The following is a 19,378-nucleotide window of genomic DNA, read 5'->3' as shown; positions in this document are numbered from 1 at the left end:
CAGGGATTGTCCGGGTCTTTTGTCAATCAACGACCAGGTTATCTTGCATGATCAAGCTGCGTCCCATCATCTTCACCCTCGGGCTGGTGCTCTCCAAGCTGGCCCTGTTCATGTGGCTGCCCACCCTGCTGGCCCTGCTGACCGGCTCCGAGGGGTTCGTCGAGTTTCTCAAGTCGGTGCTGATCACTCACGGCGCGGCTCTGCTTTGCCTGCATTACGGCCGCAAGGCGGTGTTCCACCTCGGCGTGCGGGAGATGTTCCTGCTCACCACTTCGGTCTGGGTGGTAGCCTGCATCTTCGGTGCCCTGCCCTTCTTCTTCATCAATCACATCGACTTCACCGACGCCTACTTCGAGACCATGTCAGGGGTCACCACCACCGGCTCCACCGTGCTGTCGGGGCTCGACGGCATGGCCCACAGCATATTGCTGTGGCGCTCCATCCTGCAGTGGCTGGGCGGGGTGGGCTTCATCGTGATGGCGGTGGCGGTGCTGCCCTACCTCAACGTGGGCGGCATGAAGCTGTTCCAGACCGAGAGCTCGGATTGGTCCGACAAGAGTGCGCCGCGTGCCAAGACAGTGGCCAACAACATAGTGCTGGTCTACCTGGTGCTCTCCATGCTCTGCTTCCTGGCCTACTGGGTGAGCGGCATGACCCTGTTCGAAGCGGTCAACCACTCGATGACCACCCTCAGCACCGGCGGCTACTCCACCTCCGATCAATCCATGTCCCACTTCTCCAACTCGGCGCACTGGATCGGTACCGTCTTCATGTTCCTCGGCGGCCTGCCCTTCCTGCTCTATGTGCAGAGCCTGAGCCGGCGCGACAACAGCCTGCTCAAGGACGCCCAGGTCCAGGGTTTCTTCTGGCTGGTGGTCTGGGTCACCGTGGTGGTCACCTTCTACCTGTGGCTAAGGGACATCTACGGCTTCATGGATGCCCTGCGCATCAGCTGCTTCAACATCGTCTCTGTGCTCACCACCACCGGCTTCGGGCTCGGTGACTTCGGCACCTGGGGCCCGCTCACCAGCATCATCTTCATCATCCTGCTGGCCCTCGGCGCCTGCTCCGGCTCCACCGCCGGCGGCCTCAAGATCTTCCGGGTACAGGTGGCGTTCGCCCTGTTCAAGAAGCAGATGCGCCAGCTGATGCACCCCTCCGGCGTCTTCCCGCAGAAGTACAACGGCCGCCCGGTCAACGACGCCATCATCCGCTCGATGATCTCGTTCGTGCTGGCCTACTTCGCTGTCATCCTGCTGATCGCCGCTCTGCTCGCAGCCATCGGGCTGGATCCCCTGACCGCCATCTCGGGCTCCATCACCGCCGTGGCCAACGTGGGTCCGGGCATGGGGCCGATCATCGGCCCCAGCACCAACTTCGCCACCCTGCCGGACTCGGCCAAGTGGATCCTGTCGTTCGGCATGCTGCTGGGACGGCTCGAGATCCTGACCGTGGCGGTGCTCTTCTTCCCCTCCTTCTGGAAGCAGTAACCAGCGAGCTCGCGAGATCGAATGGCGAAGGGTATCAAGACGAAGAAATGCAGAAGGGCAGCCACTGGCTGCCCTTCTTATTGCATGAAGCTCCGTCTCACTCGGCCGGGTCTTCCCGCTCCAGCGCCCGGTTGACCAGCGGCTCGGGCAGAGTCTTGGTCACCTCCACCCCCAGCTCGCGAAAGCGCTCCACCTGGGCGATCAGGTTGCCGCGCCCGTTGACCAGCCGCCCCATCGCCTTGTCGTAGCTCTCCTGCGCCCGGTGCAGGCTGCCACCCAGCTGCTGCATCTCCTCCACGAACAGCCGCAGCTTCTCGTAGAGGCGGCCGGCCCGCTCGGCGATCTGGCGGGCATTCTGGTTCTGCCGCTCGTAGCGCCACAGGTTCTCGATGGTGCGCAGCGCCACCATCAGGTTGGTGGGGCTCACCAGCAGGATGTTGTTGTCGAGCCCGAATCGCACCAGCGAGGGGTCGGCCTCCACCGCGGTGAGGAAGGCGGGCTCCACCGCCACGAACATCAGCACGTAATCGAGGGTGCGCACCCCGGGCAGCTGCTGGTAATCCTTGCGGCCCAGCTCGCGGATATGGTTGCGCACCGAGGCGACGTGCTCTTTCAGCGCCACCGCCTTCTCCAGCTCGTCATCGCTGTTGTACCAGCGCTCGTAGGCGGTCAGCGACACCTTGGCATCGATGATGATGTCCTTGTCCTGCGGCAGGTGGACGATGACGTCGGGCTGGTAGCGCTTGCCCTTGTCCACCTCGATGTTGACCTGGGTATGGTACTCGTGGCCTTCGCGCAGGCCGCATTCGCTGAGGATCCGCGCCAGCACCACCTCGCCCCAGTTGCCCTGCTGCTTGCTGTCGCCCTTGAGGGCGCGGGTCAGCGCCGCCGCCTCTTCGGTCATGCGGGCGTTGAGCTCGGCCAGGCGCTCCAGCTCGAACTTGAGGCTGTGGCGCTGGGCCGTCTCCTGGGCGTGGGTCTCCCCCACCTGGCGGCGAAAGCCCTCGAGCTGCTCTTTCAGCGGCGTCAGCAGCAGATCCAGGCTGTTCTGGTTCAGTTCGCGGAAGTTGCCCGAGTTTTGCTCGAAGATCCGGTTGGCGAGGTTCTCGAACTGCTGGCTGAGGCGCTGTTCCGCCTCCTGTTGCAGTTGCAGCTTCTCGGCGGCGGCCAGCCGCTCGCTGCGCAGGGTGGCCTCGGCATCCTTGAGACGGGCGGTGAGCTTGATCAGCAGGGTCTGCTGTTGCTCCAGCTTCTGCTGGCTCTGCAGCTTTTCATCCTGCAGCTCGTCACAGCGATCCTGCAGCGCCTGCTGGCGTTCCTCGCTCAGCAGCACCTGCTGGGCCAGCTGTGCCGCACCACGCCGGCCCACCAGCCAGCCGAGACCGACCGCCAGCACGGCGCCAGCCAGCAGCAGGCTCCAGAGCCCGGGCTCGATCATTTGCGGCTCCGCTGACGCAGAAAGAGTTCGAGATAGCGGTTGAGCAGCAGCCAGAGCAGCACGTAGAGCAGATAGGCGGCCAGCACCACCCACTTGTGACTGTTAACTCCGGTGTCGAGCTCGACGAATTCGATCCCCTTGATGCGGCAGTAGCCCCACATCAGCAAGGGGAAGACATAGAGCAGAGAAGCACGCCACAGAAATAACCACATGAGTTCATTCAATCCTGCAAAAAGACCCGCCTAGCTTACACAAGGGCAACCCGGCTTGCGATCCTGGCCGGCGCTATTCTCTGGCTTGCGAAGGGAAACTTGGATAAAATTAACCCCTAATAGGTATCAGGGGTGAGCATGACTCATTTTTTCTGTCGCTGGCTGACGCAAGCATTGGGGGGCTCTCGCAAACCGGAGGTGGTTTGTCACGAAGCGCGTCCCCCCTGGGCCATCGAAGAGTCCCAGTTCCTCTCTCTCTGCTCCCGCTGCGGTGAATGCTTCAAGGCCTGTCCCAACGGCCTGCTCAAACCGGCCAACCAGCCCGAATACGACGACACCCCCATCGCCGGCACCCCCGTGCTGGATCTCGCCTGCGGCCAGTGCAGCTATTGCGGCAGCTGCGCCAGAGCCTGTCCGACCGGCGCCCTCGACCTGCAGCTGGGTCGTCAGGTGCAGACCCGGGTGCGGATCGAGGCCAGCTGCCAGGCCCGGCAGGGCTTCTACTGCCTGCTGTGTGAAGATGCCTGCCCCCAGCAGGCGATCAAGGCTACCGCCGACGGCGTCAGCATCAACATGGCGGCCTGCGACGGCTGCGGCGCCTGCGGTCTCGCCTGCCTGCACGGCGCCATCACCCTGATCCCCCAGCTCTGAACTCAAACCCCGGACATGACAAAGGGGCCCGTGGGCCCCTTTGTCATGCTTGCCTGGCTTATGCCATGGCCAGAATCGAATCCTGTTCGATGCCGAGCAGGTGGCAGAGCCGGGTCGGATCGCGCACCGCATCGGCCAGGGTGTACTCCCCCAACACCTCGAGGAAGGCGTTCATGGCGCGGCGCAGAATACCCTGGATGCGGCAGCCACCGGAGAGGCGGCAGTTCTCGCGCTTGCAGTCCACCGGGCAGAGCACGTGCTCCATGTCCATCACCACGTCACGCAAATTGATGGAGACGGCGGAGCGGCCGAGGCGGATGCCGCCATGCTTGCCACGCACCGTCTCTATGTACCCCTTGATACCGAGCTGATGCACTATCTTGACCACGTGGTTGCGGGAGATGGCAAAGGTATCGGCCACCTCGGTGATGGTCGACAGGCGATCTCCCGGCTGGACCGCCAGAAAAGTCAGGGTACGCAGGGCATAGTCGGTAAATCGTGTCAGTTGCATGGTCGCACTTGCCTCTTACTACAAGTCAGAAATCAGGACGACAACCTAAAGCTAAGAGGCGGGGAAGCGCTTGCGCCCGCGCAAGGTCCGCATCTTAATCTGAGTCGTGGAATGACAAGGTTAAGAGCAGCTCAGGCGGGTGTCGATGAAGATGCACATAAATCGACACTTTCTTTGATTGATCGCAAACTTGCAGGGTTAGTCCAAGGTTTTGGGGGGTTATGGCGGTTAAATTCGCCGGTTTTCCCCTCCGCCTCGGCCCGTACAAGGCGACCTCATCGGCAACGGTTCATGGCGGCTCAGTGCGGCTGCCTGAGCCAGTTTTTCAGGGCGCTGGAGGGGATGGAACTCTCGGAGGCGACCGCGAAGGCGCCCCAGTCCACCGCGCACTGCAGTGCATCCCGGATCGCCATGCCTCGCGCCAGCCCGTGGATCAGACCGCCGGCGAAGGCATCCCCCGCCCCCGTGGTGTCCACCACCGACACCGGCCGCGCCGCCACCCGGATCTGCTCCTCACCGTGAATGGCCACCGCCCCCGCCTTGCCTTCGGTCAGCACCAGCCAGGCCAGCTGCTCGCCGGCGATCTGGCGGGCATGCTGCCAGGGGTCGTCCACCTCGCCGAGGTCGGAGCGGGAGGCCACCAGCACGTGACAGGGGCGACGCGCCTGGCCGCCCTTGGGGTACTGGGCCACCACGAAGCTCTTGCCGAGCATCTGGCGCATGTAGCCGATGATGGCGGTGCCCGGGTAGTTCACATAGAGGCAGTCCACCCCCTCGCTCGGCAGATCACCCGGCAGGTCCGGGCGCCGTGGCCGCCGAAGGATGGTGCGCTCGCCGGTGGAGTCCACCAGGATCAGCAGCTCGCCGGTCTCGCCGCCGAAACGCTCCACATGGCTGCAATCCAGACCGTAGCCCGCCGCCTGCTCCAGCAGCCAGTCGCCGGTTTCGTCCAGCCCGATGCGCGAGGCGATGGTCACCTCATGGCCGGCCCACACCAGCCCGATGCCGGTGTTGGCAGCGCCACCGCCGAGCCGGCGGCCCTGATCCAGGTATTGCAGGCGGGCACCGGCCACCAGGGGTTCGGAGAGAGAGAGCACGTGATCACAGTTGAGATTGGCGAGCAGCAGAATGCGGGACATGAAGAGACCTCACTGACAGGGGAGCCCAGTATATGAGAAAGGGCCGTGGCGGCCCTCCCTGAAATCGCGGGGTTTGTGAGCCCGCTCGACGTTTGCCGAGCGGGCGAGCGACGGCTGCGTCAGCCCAGTACCGACTCGGCGCTGACGTACTCATAGCCGAGCGCCTGCGCCACAGCCGCCTGGGTGATCTTGCCCTTGAACACGTTCAGACCGGCCCGCAGGTGACGATCGTCCTGCAGCGCCCGGGCGTAGCCCTTGTCGGCCAGCGCCAGCACGAACGGCAGGGTGGCGTTGGTCAGCGCGAAGGTGGAGGTGCGCGCCACCCCGCCCGGCATGTTGGCCACGCAGTAGTGGATGATGCCGTCCACCACGTAGGTAGGCTCCTCGTGGGTGGTCGGGTGGGAGGTCTCGAAACAGCCGCCCTGATCGATGGCCACATCCACCAGCACCGAGCCCTTGCGCATCAGCTTGAGCATGTCGCGGGTCAGCAGCTTGGGCGCCGCCGCCCCCGGGATCAGCACGGCACCGATCACCAGATCGGCCTGGGCAATGCACGCCTCTATGTTGGTACGGGTGGAGTAGAGGGTCTTGAGGGCCGGGCCGTAGAGGCTGTCCAGCTCCCGCAGTCGCGGCAGGGAGCGATCCAGGATGGTGACGTCGGCCCCCAATCCCAGCGCCATGCGCGCCGAGTTGACGCCGACCACCCCGCCGCCCAGCACCACCACCTTGGCAGGCGCCACCGCGGGCACCCCGCCCAGCAGGGTGCCGTTACCCCCCTGCGCCTTCTCCAGACTGTGGGCGCCGGCCTGGATCGCCATCCGCCCCGCCACCTCGGACATGGGCGCCAGCAGCGGCAGGCCGCCGCGCTCGTCGGTCACCGTCTCGTAGGCGATGGCCACCGCCCCCGAGTGCACCAGCAGCTGGGTCTGCACCGGATCCGGCGCCAGGTGCAGATAGGTGAACAGCAGCTGACCCGGCCTGAGCAGTTCACACTCCTCCGGCTGGGGCTCCTTCACCTTCACTATCATCTCGGCCCGGGCGAAGATCTCCGCCGCGCTGGCCACCAGTTCGGCACCGGCTGCCTGGTACTCGGCGTCGGACAGCCCGATCGCCTCGCCTCCCTGCTGCTGCACCAGCACCTTGTGTCCCCGGGCCGTCAGCTCCTGCACTCCGGCGGGAGTCATGCCGACCCGGTATTCATGGTTTTTGATTTCCTTGGGTACGCCAATAATCATGCTCGCTCTCCTGCTGTGATCCCGCCGGCGGCCGTGTCGGCGCCGGGCAGGATGCCCAAAAATTGCAACAACCACTGCATCATGGTGGCCGAATCCACCTCTCCCTCCAGCGAGGAGAGGCTGCGCTGGTAACGATCGTCCGGCAGCAGATCCCGCCGCCGCTCGATCAGCGCCCGGTTGTACTCCACCGAGAATTCCGGATGTCCCTGGATGGCCACTATGTGGTCACCCTGCAAAAACATGAAATTGGGACAAAAATCATTGCCCGCCAGCCGGGTGGCCCCCGGTGGCAGCTGCTCCACCTGATCCTGGTGGCTGGCCAGGATCCGGATGGTCTCGAGCCCAGGCTCCATCCAGGGTTGCCGCGCCAGCATGGGATGGACCGATACCCCCAGCCCCCAGCCTTTGGTGGACTTCATCACCTCGCCCCCCAGCGCCTGGGCGATCACCTGGTGGCCGAAGCAGACCCCGGCCAGCTTGACGTCGGCATCGTGGGCACGCCGGATCCAGTCGCGCAGCGCCCGGATCCAGGGGATGTCGCTGTAGGCATCGTGGCGCGAGCCGGTGATGAGCCAGGCATCGCACTCGTGCAGATCGGCCGGCAGCTCGCCATCGAGCGCCGACCAGACCCGAAACTCCAGCCCGGGGGCCAGCGCCCGGAAGCCCTTGATAAACATCTCGGAGTAAACGGGGCCGAAATCCCCCACCAAGTCGGGGTCCAGCCGGTCACAATCGAGAATTCCCAGTCGCATCTGTTACTCCTTCACAGTGATAGCGGCGAACGAAGGTGGATTCCTGCCACCGGGCCATGTCCGGGCTAGCTGCTGCATGGTTGATTACTTCATTGTCGGCATGGAGAACTCCGCGCCCGCCCGCAGGCTCTGGGGCCAGCGGGCAGTCACCGTCTTCATCCGGGTATAGAAGCGCACCCCATCCGGCCCGTGCATGTTGAGCGGCCCGAAGATGGACCGCTTCCAGCCACCAAAGCTGTGAAACGCCATGGGCACCGGGATGGGAACGTTCACCCCTACCATACCGACCTGCACGCGGGCGGTGAAGTCCCGCGCGGTGTCGCCGTCACAGGTGAAAATGGCGGTGCCGTTGCCGTACTCGTGTTCGTTGATGAGCCTGAGCGCCGTCTCGTAGTCCGGCGCCCGCACGATGGCCAGCACCGGGCCGAAGATCTCCTCCCGGTAGATGCGCATCTCGGGGCCGACCCGGTCGAACAGGCTGCCGCCGATGAAGTAACCCTCACCGTGGCTCAGGCCCCGGCCGTCCACCACCAGCTCGGCCCCCTCGGCCACCCCCTGATCCACATAGCCGCGCACCTTGGCCAGGTGCTCGCGGCTGATGAGCGGCCCCATCTCGTTCTCCGGGCTCTGGCCCAGCCCCGGGCCCACCCGCAGCGCCGCCACCAGCGGCGACAGCCTGGCCACCAGCGCATCGGCCGTCTCATCCCCCACCACCACGGCCACCGAAATGGCCATGCAGCGCTCGCCGGCCGCACCGTAGGCCGCTCCCATCAGGGCGGAGACCGCCAGCTCGAGATCCGCATCCGGCATCACCAGCATGTGGTTCTTGGCGCCGCCCAGCGCCTGTACCCGCTTGCCGTGGGCCGAGGCGGTGGCATAGATGTACTGGGCGATGGGAGTGGAGCCGACGAACGACACGGCACCGACCCGCGGGTCGGTCAGCAGCACGTCTACCACCTCCTTGTCACCGTTCACCACGTTGAGCACCCCGTCCGGCAGGCCGGCCTGCTTGAGCAGCTCGGCCATGCGCAGGGAGAGGGAGGGATCCTTCTCGGAGGGCTTGAGAATGAAGGTGTTGCCGCAGGCGATGGCCACCGGGAACATCCACAGCGGCACCATGGCCGGGAAGTTGAACGGGGTGATGCCGGCGCAGACACCCACCGGCTGCATCATGGAGTGGCTGTCGACCCCGCGGCCCACGTTGAGGGAGTGCTCCCCCTTGAGCAGGTGGGGAATGCCGCAGGCAAACTCCACCACCTCGAGGCCACGGGTCAGCTCGCCCTGGGCGTCGGAGAACACCTTGCCGTGCTCGCGACTGATCAGCCGCGCCAGATCGTCCCTGTGCTGCTCCATCAACTCCTTGAAGCGAAACAGCACCCGGGCTCGCACCAGCGGCGGAGTCTGCGCCCAGTCAGCCAGGGCGCGCTCGGCGCTGGCGATGGCATCCTGGCACTCGGCGGCGGTGCTGAGCACCACCTGGCCCTGCTGCTGGCCGGTGGCCGGGTTGAAGATGGTTCCGAAGCGCTCGCTGCGGCTCTCGGTCGTCTCGCCGTCGATGAAGTTGCTGACCCTGTATGTCATAAATCCTCCGTGATGGGTTATGCGTGCCTGCCCGCGCCGCCCCGGGGAGCAGGCACGGGCAAGTGGCGCCGCGACGGGCGCCATCAACCGGTTAAAAGTCAGTCCTGGGCCTGCAGGGCATCCTGCAGCAGGGTGAAGAGATCGTCGATCTGGCTGCGCTCGATGATGAGGGGCGGCGACAGGGCGATGATGTCGCCGGTGACCCGGATCAGCGCCCCCTTCTCGAAGCAGCGCACGAACACCTCATAGGCGCGCTTGCCCGGCGCATCCGGCATGGATTCGAGCTCGATGCCCGCCACCAGCCCGTAGTTGCGCACATCCTTCACGTGCTTGCAGCCCTTGAGCGAATGGGCCGCCTCCTCCCAGTAGCCCGCCAGATCGGCGGCGCGGCTCAGCAGGTTCTCGTTGCGATAGATTTCGAGGGTCGCCAGGCCCGCAGCGGCGGCCACCGGATGACCGGAGTAGGTGTAGCCGTGGAACAGCTCGATGGCCCCCTTGCCGGCCGCCATCATGTCGTCATAGATGGCGTTGCTCACCAGCACGGCCCCCATGGGGATGGCGCCGTTGGTCAGCCCCTTGGCACAGGTGATCATGTCGGGGATGACGTCGAACTCCTGGGCGGCGAAGGGGGCACCGAGGCGGCCGAAACCGGTGATCACCTCATCGAAGATCAGCAGGATGCCGTGTTTAGTGCAGATCTCCCGCAGCCGCTTGAGGTAGCCTTTGGGGGGCATCAGCACGCCGGTACTGCCGGCGATGGGCTCGACGATCACCGCCGCTATGTTGCTGGCATCGTGCAGGAAGACAATCTTCTCCAGCTCGTCGGCCAGCGCCACATCCTCCTCGGGCAGCCCCTTGGTGAAGGCATTCTTGGCGATGTTGAGGGTGTGGGGCAGGTGATCCACCCCGCTCAGCAGGGAGCCGAACCACTTGCGGTTGCCGGGAATGCCCCCCACCGAGATGCCGCCGAAGCCGACCCCGTGGTAACCGCGCTCACGGCCGATCAGCCGGGTACGGGTGCCCTGGCCGCGCGCCCGCTGCCAGGCCAGCGCGATCTTGAGCGCGGTATCCACCGATTCCGAACCGGAGTTGGTATAGAAGACGTGGCCGAGCCCCTTGGGGGCGATCTCCACCAGCCGGTTGGCCAGCTCGAACGGCAGGGGGTGTCCCATCTGGAACGTAGGGGCAAAATCGAGGTGGGAAATCTGCAGGGAAACTGCCTCGGCAATCTCGCGCCGACCATGACCCGCGTTGCAACACCAGAGCCCGGCAGTGCCATCCAGTATCTTGCGGCCATCCTCTGAGTGATAATACATCCCCTCTGCCGACTTCAGGATGCGCGGCGCCGCCTTGAACTGCTGGTTGGCGGTGAACGGCATCCAGAAAGCGGACATGTCGGAGGGAGTATTGATGTCGCTGATCGGTTTCATGGTCACCTCATCCTTAAGGTGTTTAGTAACTATCGGCCAATGCCTATTAAATTAAACACCTGAAATCTTAAAAAAGGGCTCAAACTTGCCCCATATGGTATCACCCGGCTAGCTGCTCTGAGCGGGGTGGTATAAGATATTTAACACAAATTTAATAATAGTAAACAGTCAAGGAGTGTCTATCGATGGATATCGGTCACCGCCTCAAGGCGGTTCGCACCAAGGCGGCCCTCTCCCAGCGCGAGCTGGCGAAACGCTCCGGTGTGACCAACGGCTTTATCTCCCAGATCGAGAAAAATCAGGTGAGCCCCTCGGTCGCCTCCCTGCGCAAGGTGCTGGAAGGCATTCCCATGTCGCTGGCCACCTTCTTCACCGATGAGACGGAGATGGACTCCGAGGTGATCTTCCGCGCCGCCGACATGCCGGATCTTGGCACCCACCCCATCAGCTACCGCCTGGTGGGCCACAGCCGCGCCAACCGTGCCATCGGCATGATGCAGGAGATACTGCCACCAGGCGCCGACACCGGCGACGACATGCTGAGCCACGAAGGCGAAGAGTGCGGCATCGTCATCCAGGGTCAGGTGGAGGTCACCGTCGGCGAGCAGGTCTACCTGCTGACGCCGGGGGACGGCTACTACTTCGACAGCCGCACCCCGCACCGTTTCCGCAATGTGGATGAGCACGAATGCGTGCTGATCTCGGCCAACACCCCCGCCAGCTTCTAAGCCATGAGAGGGGAGATCCCGCCCCTTGGCGGACCCGGCACAGCGAGCAGCCCCTTCGCGCCGGCCTCCACTTCGGCAGGCGCCGACGGCCCGCGCTTGCGGTGCGGTTTGCCCCGCCGAGCGCCCTCACCGGCATGGATTCCGGATGAGGCCAAACCGGCGAAGTGTTTAACGAATTGTTACAAGATGGATTTACAAGCGGCAGGATGTTTAGCATATTGATACGCGGAAACTGACTTTTTGCCGGTTCAAGGAGTGAACATGAGTGACCTGACCCTGGCCCAGTGGCAACACAAGGCCTCCCACCTGACCCTGCCCTCGCAAGCCTTCATCGACGGCAGCTATCGGGACGCCATCAACGGCGCCACCTTCGACTGCATCAACCCGGCCAACGGCAAGCTGCTGACCAAGGTCGCCGCCTGTGACGCCGCCGATGCCGAACTGGCGGTGCAGGCTGCCCGCGCCGCCTTCGACGACAAACGCTGGAGCGGTCTGCCGCCCAAGCAGCGCAAGCAGATCCTGCAGCGCTTCGCCGAACTGATGCGGCTCAACAAGGTGGAGCTGGCGCTGCTGGAGTCCCTGGACATGGGCAAGCCCATCGGCGACGCCATGGGCTATGACGCCCCCGCCGCCGCCAACTGCATCGCCTGGAACGCCGAAGCCATCGACAAGATTTACGATCAGGTCGCGCCGGTCGAGGAGTCCGCCCTGGCGCTGGTGACCCGCGAACCGCTCGGGGTGGTCGCCGCCATCGTGCCGTGGAACTTCCCGCTGGTGATGGCCTGCTGGAAGCTGGGGCCGGCACTGGCCACCGGCAACTCGGTGATCCTGAAACCCTCCGAGAAATCCCCGCTCACCGCTCTGCGCATCGCGGGTCTGGCCAAGGAGGCAGGCATCCCCGACGGCGTGTTCAACGTGCTGCCCGGCTTCGGCAATACCGTGGGCGAGGCACTGGCCATGCACATGGATGTGGACTGCATCACCTTCACCGGCTCCACCAAGATCGGCAAGCATCTGGTGCAGTGCTCCGGCAAGTCGAACCTCAAGCGCGCCTTTATGGAGTGCGGCGGCAAGAGCCCCAATATCATACTGGCGGACGCGCCTGACCTGGACGCCGCCGCCAAAAGCGCCGCTGGCGCCATCTTTTACAACCAGGGCGAGGTGTGTACCGCCGCCTCCCGCCTGCTGGTGCAAAACAGCATCAAGCCGCAGTTCATGGACCGGCTGCTGGCCCATGCCCGCGAATGGATCTCGGCCAACCCGCTCGACCCTGCCACCCGCATCGGCGCCATGGTGGACCACATCCAGATGGAGCAAGTGCTCAACTACATCGCCATCGGCCAGCAGGAGGGCGCCAAGCTGCTGCTGGGAGGCAAGCGCACCAATACCGAGAGCGGCGGCTTCTACATCGAGCCCACCATCTTCGACGAGGTGACCCCAGAGATGCGCATTTTCCGCGAGGAGATCTTCGGCCCTGTGCTGGCGGTGACCGGCTTCGACACGCTGGAAGAGGCCATTGCGCTCGGCAACGACACCGACTACGGTCTGGCCGCCGCGATCTGGACGGCGGATCTCAACAAGGCGGTGAAAGGCTCCCGCGCCCTGCGCGCCGGCACCGTGTTCGTCAACAACTGGGATGGCGGCGACATGACCATGCCGTTCGGCGGCTTCAAGTAGTCCGGCAACGGTCGCGACAAGTCACTGCATGCGCTGGAGAAGTACACCGAGCTGAAAAGCACCTGGATCCAGCTCGAATAGCATCAGAAATGACGCTTATCTGCGAATTGGGGGGAGAAATCCCCCTTTTTCATTTTTGCCCTTTCATCGCCAGCCTCAATCGATATAATCATCAAATAGACAAGCCCTTAAATATAAAGATAAAAATGTTATTTTTTCTGGGAAGTGTACTGTTTCTGGTAATAGGACTGCCGCTGCTGTTCTACATGCTGGGACACGGCGAGGCCTACGTGACCTGGGGTCCGTGGATCTCCGCCATCGCTCTCATGCTGTGGCTGCTGCTGGATGTGGACAAGATCCGCCGGGGCGGTGGCCGCTGAGCCGGGCAGTACGCCGTTAAAATCCGCTGATCATCATTTATTAACTTCTTTCCCCGCAAAAGGATCGCTACACTGATTTTTTGCGATGTTTTCCCGCATCCAACTCTCCAGTGAAGGTTATCCGCATGCAGCAACACGTTCAGCGTCAGGGCGTCATCTACGCCTTGTGCGCCTATACCCTTTGGGGGTTGGCCCCCATCTACTTCAAGACCATTGCCGCCGTGCCGGCCGCCGAAATCCTGACCCACCGGATGATCTGGTCGTGCGCCCTGCTGATGGTGCTGACCCTGATCGGCCGCCAGTGGCACAAGGTACAGGCGGTGCTGCGCCAGCCGAAAGTGCTGCTCACCCTGGCCTTTACCTCCATCACGGTCGGCGGCAACTGGCTGCTGTTCATCTGGGCCATCAACAACGGCCACATGCTGGATGCCAGCCTCGGCTACTACATCAACCCGCTGTTCAACGTGCTGCTCGGCATGCTGTTCCTGAGCGAGAAGCTGCGCCGGTTGCAGTGGTGGGCGGTCGGGCTGGCGGCGATCGGTGTCGCGATCCAGATCATCGCCTTCGGCTCCCTGCCCTGGATAGCGCTGGTGCTGGCCTCGAGCTTCGCCATCTATGGCCTGATCCGCAAAAAGCTGGCCCTCGATGCGCTGACCGGCCTCTTGATCGAGACCCTGATCATGCTGCCGCCGGCCGCCATCTATCTGTGGGGCTTTGCCGACAGCCCTACCAGCCATCTCACCCAGAATGACTGGCACCTCAACCTGCTGCTGATCGCCGCCGGTGCGGTCACCACGGCTCCCCTGCTCTGCTTCACCGCCGCCGCCACCCGGCTCAAGCTCTCCACCCTGGGCTTCTTCCAGTACATAGGGCCGAGCCTGATGTTCATCCTGGCGGTCACCCTCTATGGCGAGGCGCTGGCGCTGGACAAGATGATCACCTTCGCCTTCATCTGGAGCGCATTGGTGCTGTTCAGTCTGGACGGGCTGCGCAGCGGCAAGCGCCGGCAGGCAGCGGAGCAGGCTTGACGGCAAGGGGGAGCCACGCTGCAATAATCTACAAGCCCGTATTCGGGTTTCAGGTTATCAATAGTCGATGAGCGCACCCCAATCCCGCATCCACTACTGGCAATCCCGGCTGCTGCCGGGGGTTGAACTCTCCCACTCCCACCACAGGGAGTTCAGCTATGGCCGCCATGTTCACCTGGACTACCACATAGGTCTGGTGCAGCAGGGCGGCCAGAAATTCATCCACAAGGGCAACAGCCACCACCTGGTGCGCGGCGAGCTCTCCACCGTCAACCCGGACGAGATGCACGACGGCCTCAGCCTGCGGCCGGAAGGGTACGAGGTGCGGGTGTTCGCCATCGCCCCCGAGCAGCTGGCCCGCTGGCTGCCAGACAGCCCGGAACCCTTCTTCGACAAGGGATTGCAGAGCCGCCCCGACCTCTATCAGGGTTTTGCCCGGCTGCACATGTACCTGGACAATCCCAGCCCCGACGGTCTGCTGGCGGAGAGCCAACTGCTGGCCCTGCTCGGCGAGCTGCTGCACCTGGCACCCGAGCGCCACGCCCTGGCCGACCCTCAGCTCAGGTTCCTGCGCGACTACCTGATGGCCCGGCTGGATGAGCGCCACAGTCTGGAGGATCTGGCCGCCCTGTTCGGGCTGGATCGCTTCGCCTTTCTGCGCCAGTTCAAGAAGAAGACCGGCATGACCCCCTACGCCTGGCTCAAGCGGTTGCGGCTCGAGCAGAGCAAGCGCCTGCTCGGCAGCGGCCTGCCGGTGAGCGAGGTGGCGCTGGCGGTCGGTTTCTTCGATCAGAGCCACTTCCACCACGGTTTTCGCCAGGCGTTCGGCCTCACCCCCGCCGATTTTCGCCAGCAGATGCTGGCCGCCATTGGGCGCACTGACTAACTCCGCGCTGCAATCTTTTACAATCCCGCCCCCCTGCGATCCGCCATGCTGTGAGCTCGATACTGTCGCAGAGGTTTCCATGTTCACCAGCCTGTTTCTGACCATAGGTCTCATCCATCTCATCGCTCTGGCGAGCCCGGGCCCGGACTTCGCGCTGATCCTGCGCACCAGCCTGCACAGGCCCACCGCTCTCGGGGCGGCACTCGGCATCGCCCTGGCGATTGTGGTGCACGCCACCCTCAGCCTCACCGGCATCAGCCTGCTGATTGCCGAACACCCATGGCTGTTCATGACGGTGAAGGTGATCGGCGCTCTCTATCTGGGCTGGCTCGGCTGGGGGGCTCTCAAGGCGGCCTGGCGCAGCTCGGCCGAGCTCGCCCTGCACGCAGGCGGCGAGGCGCAGGGTTGGCGCAAGGGGGTGCAGCGCGGCATTGCCACCAACCTGCTCAACCCCAAGGCACTGCTGTTCTTCATGGGGCTGCTGGCCGCCATGGTGACACCCCAGGTAGACGGCCTGACCCGCGGCCTGCTGGTGCTGGAGCTGTTCCTGCTCTCCCTGGTCTGGTTCGGGGTGCTGGCCTGGAGCCTCTCCACCGTGCGGGCCCAGCGCCTGCTCGGCCGCGTGCAGCGTCCGCTCAATCTGGTCACCGGCCTGCTGTTTGGCGCGGTCAGCCTCTCCATCCTGACCGGCATGGCCGGCGAGGCCTACGCCCTGGTCCTGCACTGATCCCTGTCTTGCCCCTATGAAAAAGAGGGATGGCCCAGGCCATCCCTCTTTGCGTTCACTATTCCTGGCCGGGTAACCGGCCCTCTCACTGGCCCTTCATCAGAACCACTGACCGTGGCGCTTGATGTAGATGCTCTTGACGGTCTGAGTCAGCCCCATGTAGGCCAGCATGGTGATCACCAGCCACATGAAGTACTTGGGCCCATCCAGGGTGATGAAGCCGAAGTGCTCAGCCAGCGGTGAGAACGGCAGGTAACAGCCGATGGCGATGGCGATCGAGGTGGAGAGCAGCACCGGCAGGGTGGCGGTACTCTGCAGGAACGGGATCTTGCGGGTACGCAACATGTGCACCACCAGGGTCTGCGACACCAGCCCCTCGATGAACCAGCCGGAGTTCATGATGGCCTGACCGTTGACCAGCGGATCCATGCTGCCGTTGGCGGTGGCATAGAGAGCGCCGGCGCCGAACACGAACCACATCAGGCAGTAGGTGCTGATGTCGAACACCGACGAGGTCGGGCCGAGCCACAGCATGAAGCGCTTGATGTTGCTCGCCTCCCACTTGCGCGGCCGCTTGAGGAACTCGGGGTCCATCTTGTCCCACGGCAGCAGCATCTGGGAGACGTCGTACACCAGGTTCTGGATCAGCATCTGCATCGCCAGCATGGGCGCCCAGGGCAGCCAGGCAGAGGCGACCAGCACCGAGAAGACGTTGCCGAAGTTGGAGCTGGCGGTCATGTTGAGGTACTTCAAGATGTTGCCAAAGGTCTCGCGCCCCTTGATCACCCCCTCCTCCAGCACCATCAGGCTCTTCTCCAGCAGGATGATGTCGGCGGTCTCCTTGGCGATGTCGGCACCGCTGTCCACCGAGATCCCCACGTCCGCATCCCGCAGAGCCGGCGCATCGTTGATGCCGTCGCCGAGGAAACCGACGGTGTTGCCGTTGACCTGCAGCGCCTTCACCACCCGCGACTTCTGCAGCGGGGTAAGCTTGGCGAAGATGGTGGTGTGCTTGACCACGGTGCACAGCGCCACGTCGTCCATCACCTCGATATCCTTGCCGAGCAGCGGCACGCCGGGCTCCAGCCCCACATCGCGACACACCTTGCTGGTGATGATGGGGTTGTCGCCGGTCAGCACCTTGACCGCCACCCCGTAGTCGTTAAGGGCGCGAATGGCCGGTGCGGCCGAGTCCTTGGGCGGATCGAAGAAGGTGAGGAAGCCGCGCACCACCAGCTTGACCTCGTCGCTGGTGCGATAGCTCTGCTTGCACTCGGTAGCCGGGATCTCGCGGGTCGCCACGATCAGCACCCGATAGCCCTCGGCGTTGAACTCCTCGCTCTGGCGCAGCAGGGCGCGGCGATCGGCGTCGGTCAGCTCCCTAACCTCCTGGCCATCGGCGATCTGGCTGGAGACGGCCAGCATCTCTTCCACCGCCCCCTTGGAAACCATCAGCTGCTGGCCCAGATCATCCTGCACGATCACCGACAGGCGCCGGCGCACGAAGTCGAACGGCAGTTCGTCCACCTTGCGGTAGTTGGCTGGCTTGCAGCTCTCCCCCAGGGCATCAGCGTGCTCGACCACCGCGATGTCCATCAGGTTCTTCATGCCGCTCTGGTGAAAGCTGTTGAGCCAGGCCAGCTGCAGGATCCGGTCGTCCCGCTTGCCACGCACGTCGTAGTGGTGCTCGAGGATGATCTTGTCCTGGGTCAGGGTGCCGGTCTTGTCGGTGCAGAGCACGTCCATGGCGCCGAAGTTCTGCACCGAGTTGAGCCGCTTCACCACCACCTTGCGTTTGGCCATCGCCACGGCACCGCGCGCCAGGTTGGCGGAGACGATCATCGGCAGCATCTCGGGGGTGAGCCCCACCGCCACCGCCAGCGCGAAGGTGAGCGCCGACATCCAGTCACCACTGCTGACGCCGCTCAGCATGAAGACGATGGGCACCATCACCAGCATGAAGCGGATAAGCAGCTTGGTGACGCTGTTCACGCCGCGATCGAAGCTGGTCTCGATGCGCTTGTGGCTCACCACGTTGCGGGCCAGCGAACCGAAATAGGTATCGCTGCCGGTGGCCACCACCACGGCGCGGGCGGTACCGCTCACCACATTGGTGCCCATGAAGCAGATGTTGGGCAGATCGAGCAGTCCCGCCTCTCCTGCACCTGTGCCGTCCGCCGACTTGCCGGCCACGGCACCCAGGGTGTCGTACTTCTCTACCGGCAGCGCTTCGCCGGTCAGCACCGCCTGGCTGATGAAGAGATCGCGGGATTCGATCAGCTTGATGTCAGCCGGGATCATGTCCCCCGCCTGCAGGTGCACTATGTCACCGGCCACCAGCTCGGTCATCGCCACCTCCTTGCGCTGGGGGGCGACCCCGGGCGAAGGGCGGCGCTGCACGGTGGCGGTGTTGCGTACCAGCGACTTGAGCGCTTCGGCCGCCTTGGCGGAGCGGTACTCCTGCCAGAAGCGGAGCAGACCGCTCAGGCCCACCATGACGCCGAGGATGATCACCTTGACCCAGTCCTCGTCGCCCGGCTCGGCCATCAGCACGTCCATCACATAGCTGACCAGCCCGAGCACGATCAGCACCATCACGAAGGGGTTCTTGAACGCCTGCAGCAGCTGGATCAGCGCATGGGGCGGCTTGTCGTGGGTCACCTCGTTGGGACCAAACTGGATCAGGCGGTTGGCGGCCTCGGTCGCGGTGAGGCCATCGATGTTGCCGCGCACGGCGGTGAGGGTGTACTCGAGGGACTTGTCGGCCTCATCGAGCACCCGGGAGGAGAGTTTCTCCCTGGCACTGGCCGGGGCAACGAACCCCTGCTGCTTGTGCCGGCTGGCGGTATGTTGTTGTTTCATGACTCGTTATCCTGATTTCTACGCGCAAGCAGGCCCTGTCGCGGGCCGGGCCTGGCGTCAGTACTGATGTGAAATGCAATGGACCCGGCAGCGGGCAAATAGCCGCCGCACACTGGGCGGCACGCAGACAGCTGTCTGCGCGACCACACCGGCATGCTCGGGTCGGATCAGGGGTCAGGACACCGCATCCCGCTCCCCGCAGGGGATCAGGAGTGGGTAGGCGTGGACCCCGAGGGTCTAGGTTTGGGCTCTTCGGTCATGACGGTTCCTCCGAGTTGAGCGGCAGCAAGCCGGCCCCGGCATATCGAGGGCACGGCAGGTCATCGCCGGCGGACAGATCCGCGCGGCGGCGTTATCGACAGGAGGCAAGGGCCGCAACGGGGCGACCAGGACCGATAAAGGAGATCAGGATAACCACAGGCAACAATAACGGCATGATGGCCGAATAATAATGAGGAGGGTTCATGGTCCGGTCACATGAGCAATCAACCGCACCCCATGAATATATTGAGAAATAGCCAGCGCATATTTCCAAATATATAAAGAAGAGACCTTCATTATTTAAATTCGCAACGCAGCCTATCGAAAACCACATTGTTTTCAATACGAGCTGTCCATCCTGTTATTTCACGCTGGCCTGTTTGTCCCTGC

General features: G+C 64.0%; 16 protein-coding genes and 1 pseudogene. 8 read left to right on the top strand and 9 right to left on the bottom strand.

Features of this window, described 5'->3' with window-relative positions:
• Positions 1-47 precede the first annotated feature (47 nt).
• Positions 48-1,490 carry a TrkH family potassium uptake protein gene (locus PG899_RS09500; protein ID WP_011704262.1) on the top strand — a complete coding sequence of 481 codons (1,443 nt, stop codon included), beginning with the start codon at positions 48-50 and terminating at the stop codon, positions 1,488-1,490.
• Positions 1,491-1,587: 97 nt separating this feature from the next.
• Here the strand turns inward: PG899_RS09500 and rmuC are convergent, their stop codons facing one another.
• Both rmuC and PG899_RS09490 read right to left on the bottom strand, forming a co-directional pair.
• The gene (rmuC, locus tag PG899_RS09495) at positions 1,588-2,928 is read right to left on the bottom strand and encodes a DNA recombination protein RmuC (RefSeq protein ID WP_077095848.1); all 1,341 of its coding nucleotides are present in this window, start codon (positions 2,926-2,928) and stop codon (positions 1,588-1,590) included.
• Positions 2,925-3,140, bottom strand: a complete 216-nt coding sequence (locus tag PG899_RS09490) for a hypothetical protein (RefSeq protein ID WP_016349071.1) — start codon at positions 3,138-3,140, stop codon at positions 2,925-2,927. The genes rmuC and PG899_RS09490 overlap by 4 nt, the downstream gene beginning before the upstream one ends.
• Before the next feature lie 138 nt (positions 3,141-3,278).
• Here PG899_RS09490 and PG899_RS09485 point away from each other — a divergent pair, with 138 nt between their 5' ends.
• Entirely contained in the window at positions 3,279-3,791 is a 513-nt protein-coding gene (locus tag PG899_RS09485; RefSeq protein WP_011704259.1) for a ferredoxin-type protein NapF, read from the top strand.
• A 58-nt stretch (positions 3,792-3,849) separates the two neighbouring features.
• On the opposite strand, the gene PG899_RS09480 is transcribed toward PG899_RS09485, so the two are convergent.
• The 6 genes from PG899_RS09480 to PG899_RS09455 form a co-directional block, all read right to left on the bottom strand.
• Positions 3,850-4,302: an Rrf2 family transcriptional regulator gene (locus tag PG899_RS09480; protein WP_011704258.1), complete on the bottom strand. Its 453-nt coding sequence runs from the start codon at positions 4,300-4,302 to the stop codon at positions 3,850-3,852.
• Positions 4,303-4,601: 299 nt separating this feature from the next.
• Positions 4,602-5,441: a PfkB family carbohydrate kinase gene (locus tag PG899_RS09475; RefSeq protein WP_011704257.1), complete on the bottom strand. Its 840-nt coding sequence runs from the start codon at positions 5,439-5,441 to the stop codon at positions 4,602-4,604.
• 119 nt (positions 5,442-5,560) lie between these two features.
• Entirely contained in the window at positions 5,561-6,676 is a 1,116-nt protein-coding gene (gene ald / locus PG899_RS09470; RefSeq protein WP_017410574.1) for an alanine dehydrogenase, read from the bottom strand.
• Positions 6,673-7,428, bottom strand: coding sequence for a glutamine amidotransferase-related protein (locus PG899_RS09465; RefSeq protein ID WP_011704255.1), 756 nt, complete (start codon positions 7,426-7,428; stop codon positions 6,673-6,675). The genes ald and PG899_RS09465 overlap by 4 nt, the downstream gene beginning before the upstream one ends.
• 84 nt (positions 7,429-7,512) lie before the next feature.
• The gene (locus PG899_RS09460) at positions 7,513-9,009 is read right to left on the bottom strand and encodes a CoA-acylating methylmalonate-semialdehyde dehydrogenase (RefSeq protein ID WP_077095849.1); all 1,497 of its coding nucleotides are present in this window, start codon (positions 9,007-9,009) and stop codon (positions 7,513-7,515) included.
• A 98-nt stretch (positions 9,010-9,107) separates the two neighbouring features.
• Positions 9,108-10,439 carry an aspartate aminotransferase family protein gene (locus PG899_RS09455; protein ID WP_077095850.1) on the bottom strand — a complete coding sequence of 444 codons (1,332 nt, stop codon included), beginning with the start codon at positions 10,437-10,439 and terminating at the stop codon, positions 9,108-9,110.
• 185 nt (positions 10,440-10,624) lie between these two features.
• Between PG899_RS09455 and PG899_RS09450 the strand changes: the two genes are divergently transcribed.
• The 6 genes and pseudogenes from PG899_RS09450 to PG899_RS09425 all read left to right on the top strand — a co-directional run bounded on the left by PG899_RS09450 (position 10,625) and on the right by PG899_RS09425 (position 15,865).
• A complete protein-coding gene (locus PG899_RS09450; RefSeq protein WP_011704252.1) occupies positions 10,625-11,167 on the top strand; it encodes a cupin domain-containing protein in 543 nt (180 codons plus the stop codon).
• A gap of 261 nt (positions 11,168-11,428) precedes the next feature.
• Positions 11,429-12,925, top strand: a pseudogene (locus PG899_RS09445) (aldehyde dehydrogenase).
• Between the two features lie 125 nt (positions 12,926-13,050).
• On the top strand, positions 13,051-13,224 hold the full coding sequence (locus PG899_RS09440; RefSeq protein ID WP_016349064.1) for a hypothetical protein: 174 nt from the start codon (positions 13,051-13,053) through the stop codon (positions 13,222-13,224).
• Positions 13,225-13,349: 125 nt separating this feature from the next.
• Positions 13,350-14,252 (top strand): EamA family transporter RarD, encoded by a 903-nt coding sequence (rarD, locus tag PG899_RS09435; protein ID WP_077095852.1) that lies wholly within the window; start codon positions 13,350-13,352, stop codon positions 14,250-14,252.
• A gap of 67 nt (positions 14,253-14,319) precedes the next feature.
• A complete protein-coding gene (locus tag PG899_RS09430; RefSeq protein WP_077095853.1) occupies positions 14,320-15,138 on the top strand; it encodes an AraC family transcriptional regulator in 819 nt (272 codons plus the stop codon).
• Between the two features lie 79 nt (positions 15,139-15,217).
• The gene (locus PG899_RS09425; RefSeq protein WP_179101373.1) at positions 15,218-15,865 is read left to right on the top strand and encodes a LysE family translocator; all 648 of its coding nucleotides are present in this window, start codon (positions 15,218-15,220) and stop codon (positions 15,863-15,865) included.
• A gap of 99 nt (positions 15,866-15,964) precedes the next feature.
• Here the strand turns inward: PG899_RS09425 and mgtA are convergent, their stop codons facing one another.
• Positions 15,965-18,727: a magnesium-translocating P-type ATPase gene (gene mgtA, locus PG899_RS09420; protein WP_077095855.1), complete on the bottom strand. Its 2,763-nt coding sequence runs from the start codon at positions 18,725-18,727 to the stop codon at positions 15,965-15,967.
• Between the last annotated feature and the right edge of the window lie 651 nt (positions 18,728-19,378).

This window comes from Aeromonas sp. QDB39, assembly GCF_027707585.1.
GTDB classification, from domain to species: Bacteria; Pseudomonadota; Gammaproteobacteria; order Enterobacterales; family Aeromonadaceae; genus Aeromonas; species Aeromonas hydrophila.
The sequence above is the reverse complement of the archived record's forward strand: the minus strand, read 5'-3'. Positions and strand labels throughout refer to the sequence as shown.

Coding starts and splice junctions, on each gene's coding strand:
- mgtA (WP_077095855.1), bottom strand. CDS start 18,727: ATGAAACAACAACATACCGCCAGCCGGCACAAGCAGCAGGGGTTCGTT.
- PG899_RS09450 (WP_011704252.1), top strand. CDS start 10,625: ATGGATATCGGTCACCGCCTCAAGGCGGTTCGCACCAAGGCGGCCCTC.
- PG899_RS09455 (WP_077095850.1), bottom strand. CDS start 10,439: ATGAAACCGATCAGCGACATCAATACTCCCTCCGACATGTCCGCTTTC.
- PG899_RS09465 (WP_011704255.1), bottom strand. CDS start 7,428: ATGCGACTGGGAATTCTCGATTGTGACCGGCTGGACCCCGACTTGGTG.
- PG899_RS09440 (WP_016349064.1), top strand. CDS start 13,051: ATGTTATTTTTTCTGGGAAGTGTACTGTTTCTGGTAATAGGACTGCCG.
- PG899_RS09480 (WP_011704258.1), bottom strand. CDS start 4,302: ATGCAACTGACACGATTTACCGACTATGCCCTGCGTACCCTGACTTTT.
- rarD (WP_077095852.1), top strand. CDS start 13,350: ATGCAGCAACACGTTCAGCGTCAGGGCGTCATCTACGCCTTGTGCGCC.
- PG899_RS09490 (WP_016349071.1), bottom strand. CDS start 3,140: ATGTGGTTATTTCTGTGGCGTGCTTCTCTGCTCTATGTCTTCCCCTTG.
- PG899_RS09500 (WP_011704262.1), top strand. CDS start 48: ATGATCAAGCTGCGTCCCATCATCTTCACCCTCGGGCTGGTGCTCTCC.
- PG899_RS09475 (WP_011704257.1), bottom strand. CDS start 5,441: ATGTCCCGCATTCTGCTGCTCGCCAATCTCAACTGTGATCACGTGCTC.
- ald (WP_017410574.1), bottom strand. CDS start 6,676: ATGATTATTGGCGTACCCAAGGAAATCAAAAACCATGAATACCGGGTC.
- PG899_RS09485 (WP_011704259.1), top strand. CDS start 3,279: ATGACTCATTTTTTCTGTCGCTGGCTGACGCAAGCATTGGGGGGCTCT.
- PG899_RS09430 (WP_077095853.1), top strand. CDS start 14,320: ATGAGCGCACCCCAATCCCGCATCCACTACTGGCAATCCCGGCTGCTG.
- PG899_RS09460 (WP_077095849.1), bottom strand. CDS start 9,009: ATGACATACAGGGTCAGCAACTTCATCGACGGCGAGACGACCGAGAGC.
- rmuC (WP_077095848.1), bottom strand. CDS start 2,928: ATGATCGAGCCCGGGCTCTGGAGCCTGCTGCTGGCTGGCGCCGTGCTG.
- PG899_RS09425 (WP_179101373.1), top strand. CDS start 15,218: ATGTTCACCAGCCTGTTTCTGACCATAGGTCTCATCCATCTCATCGCT.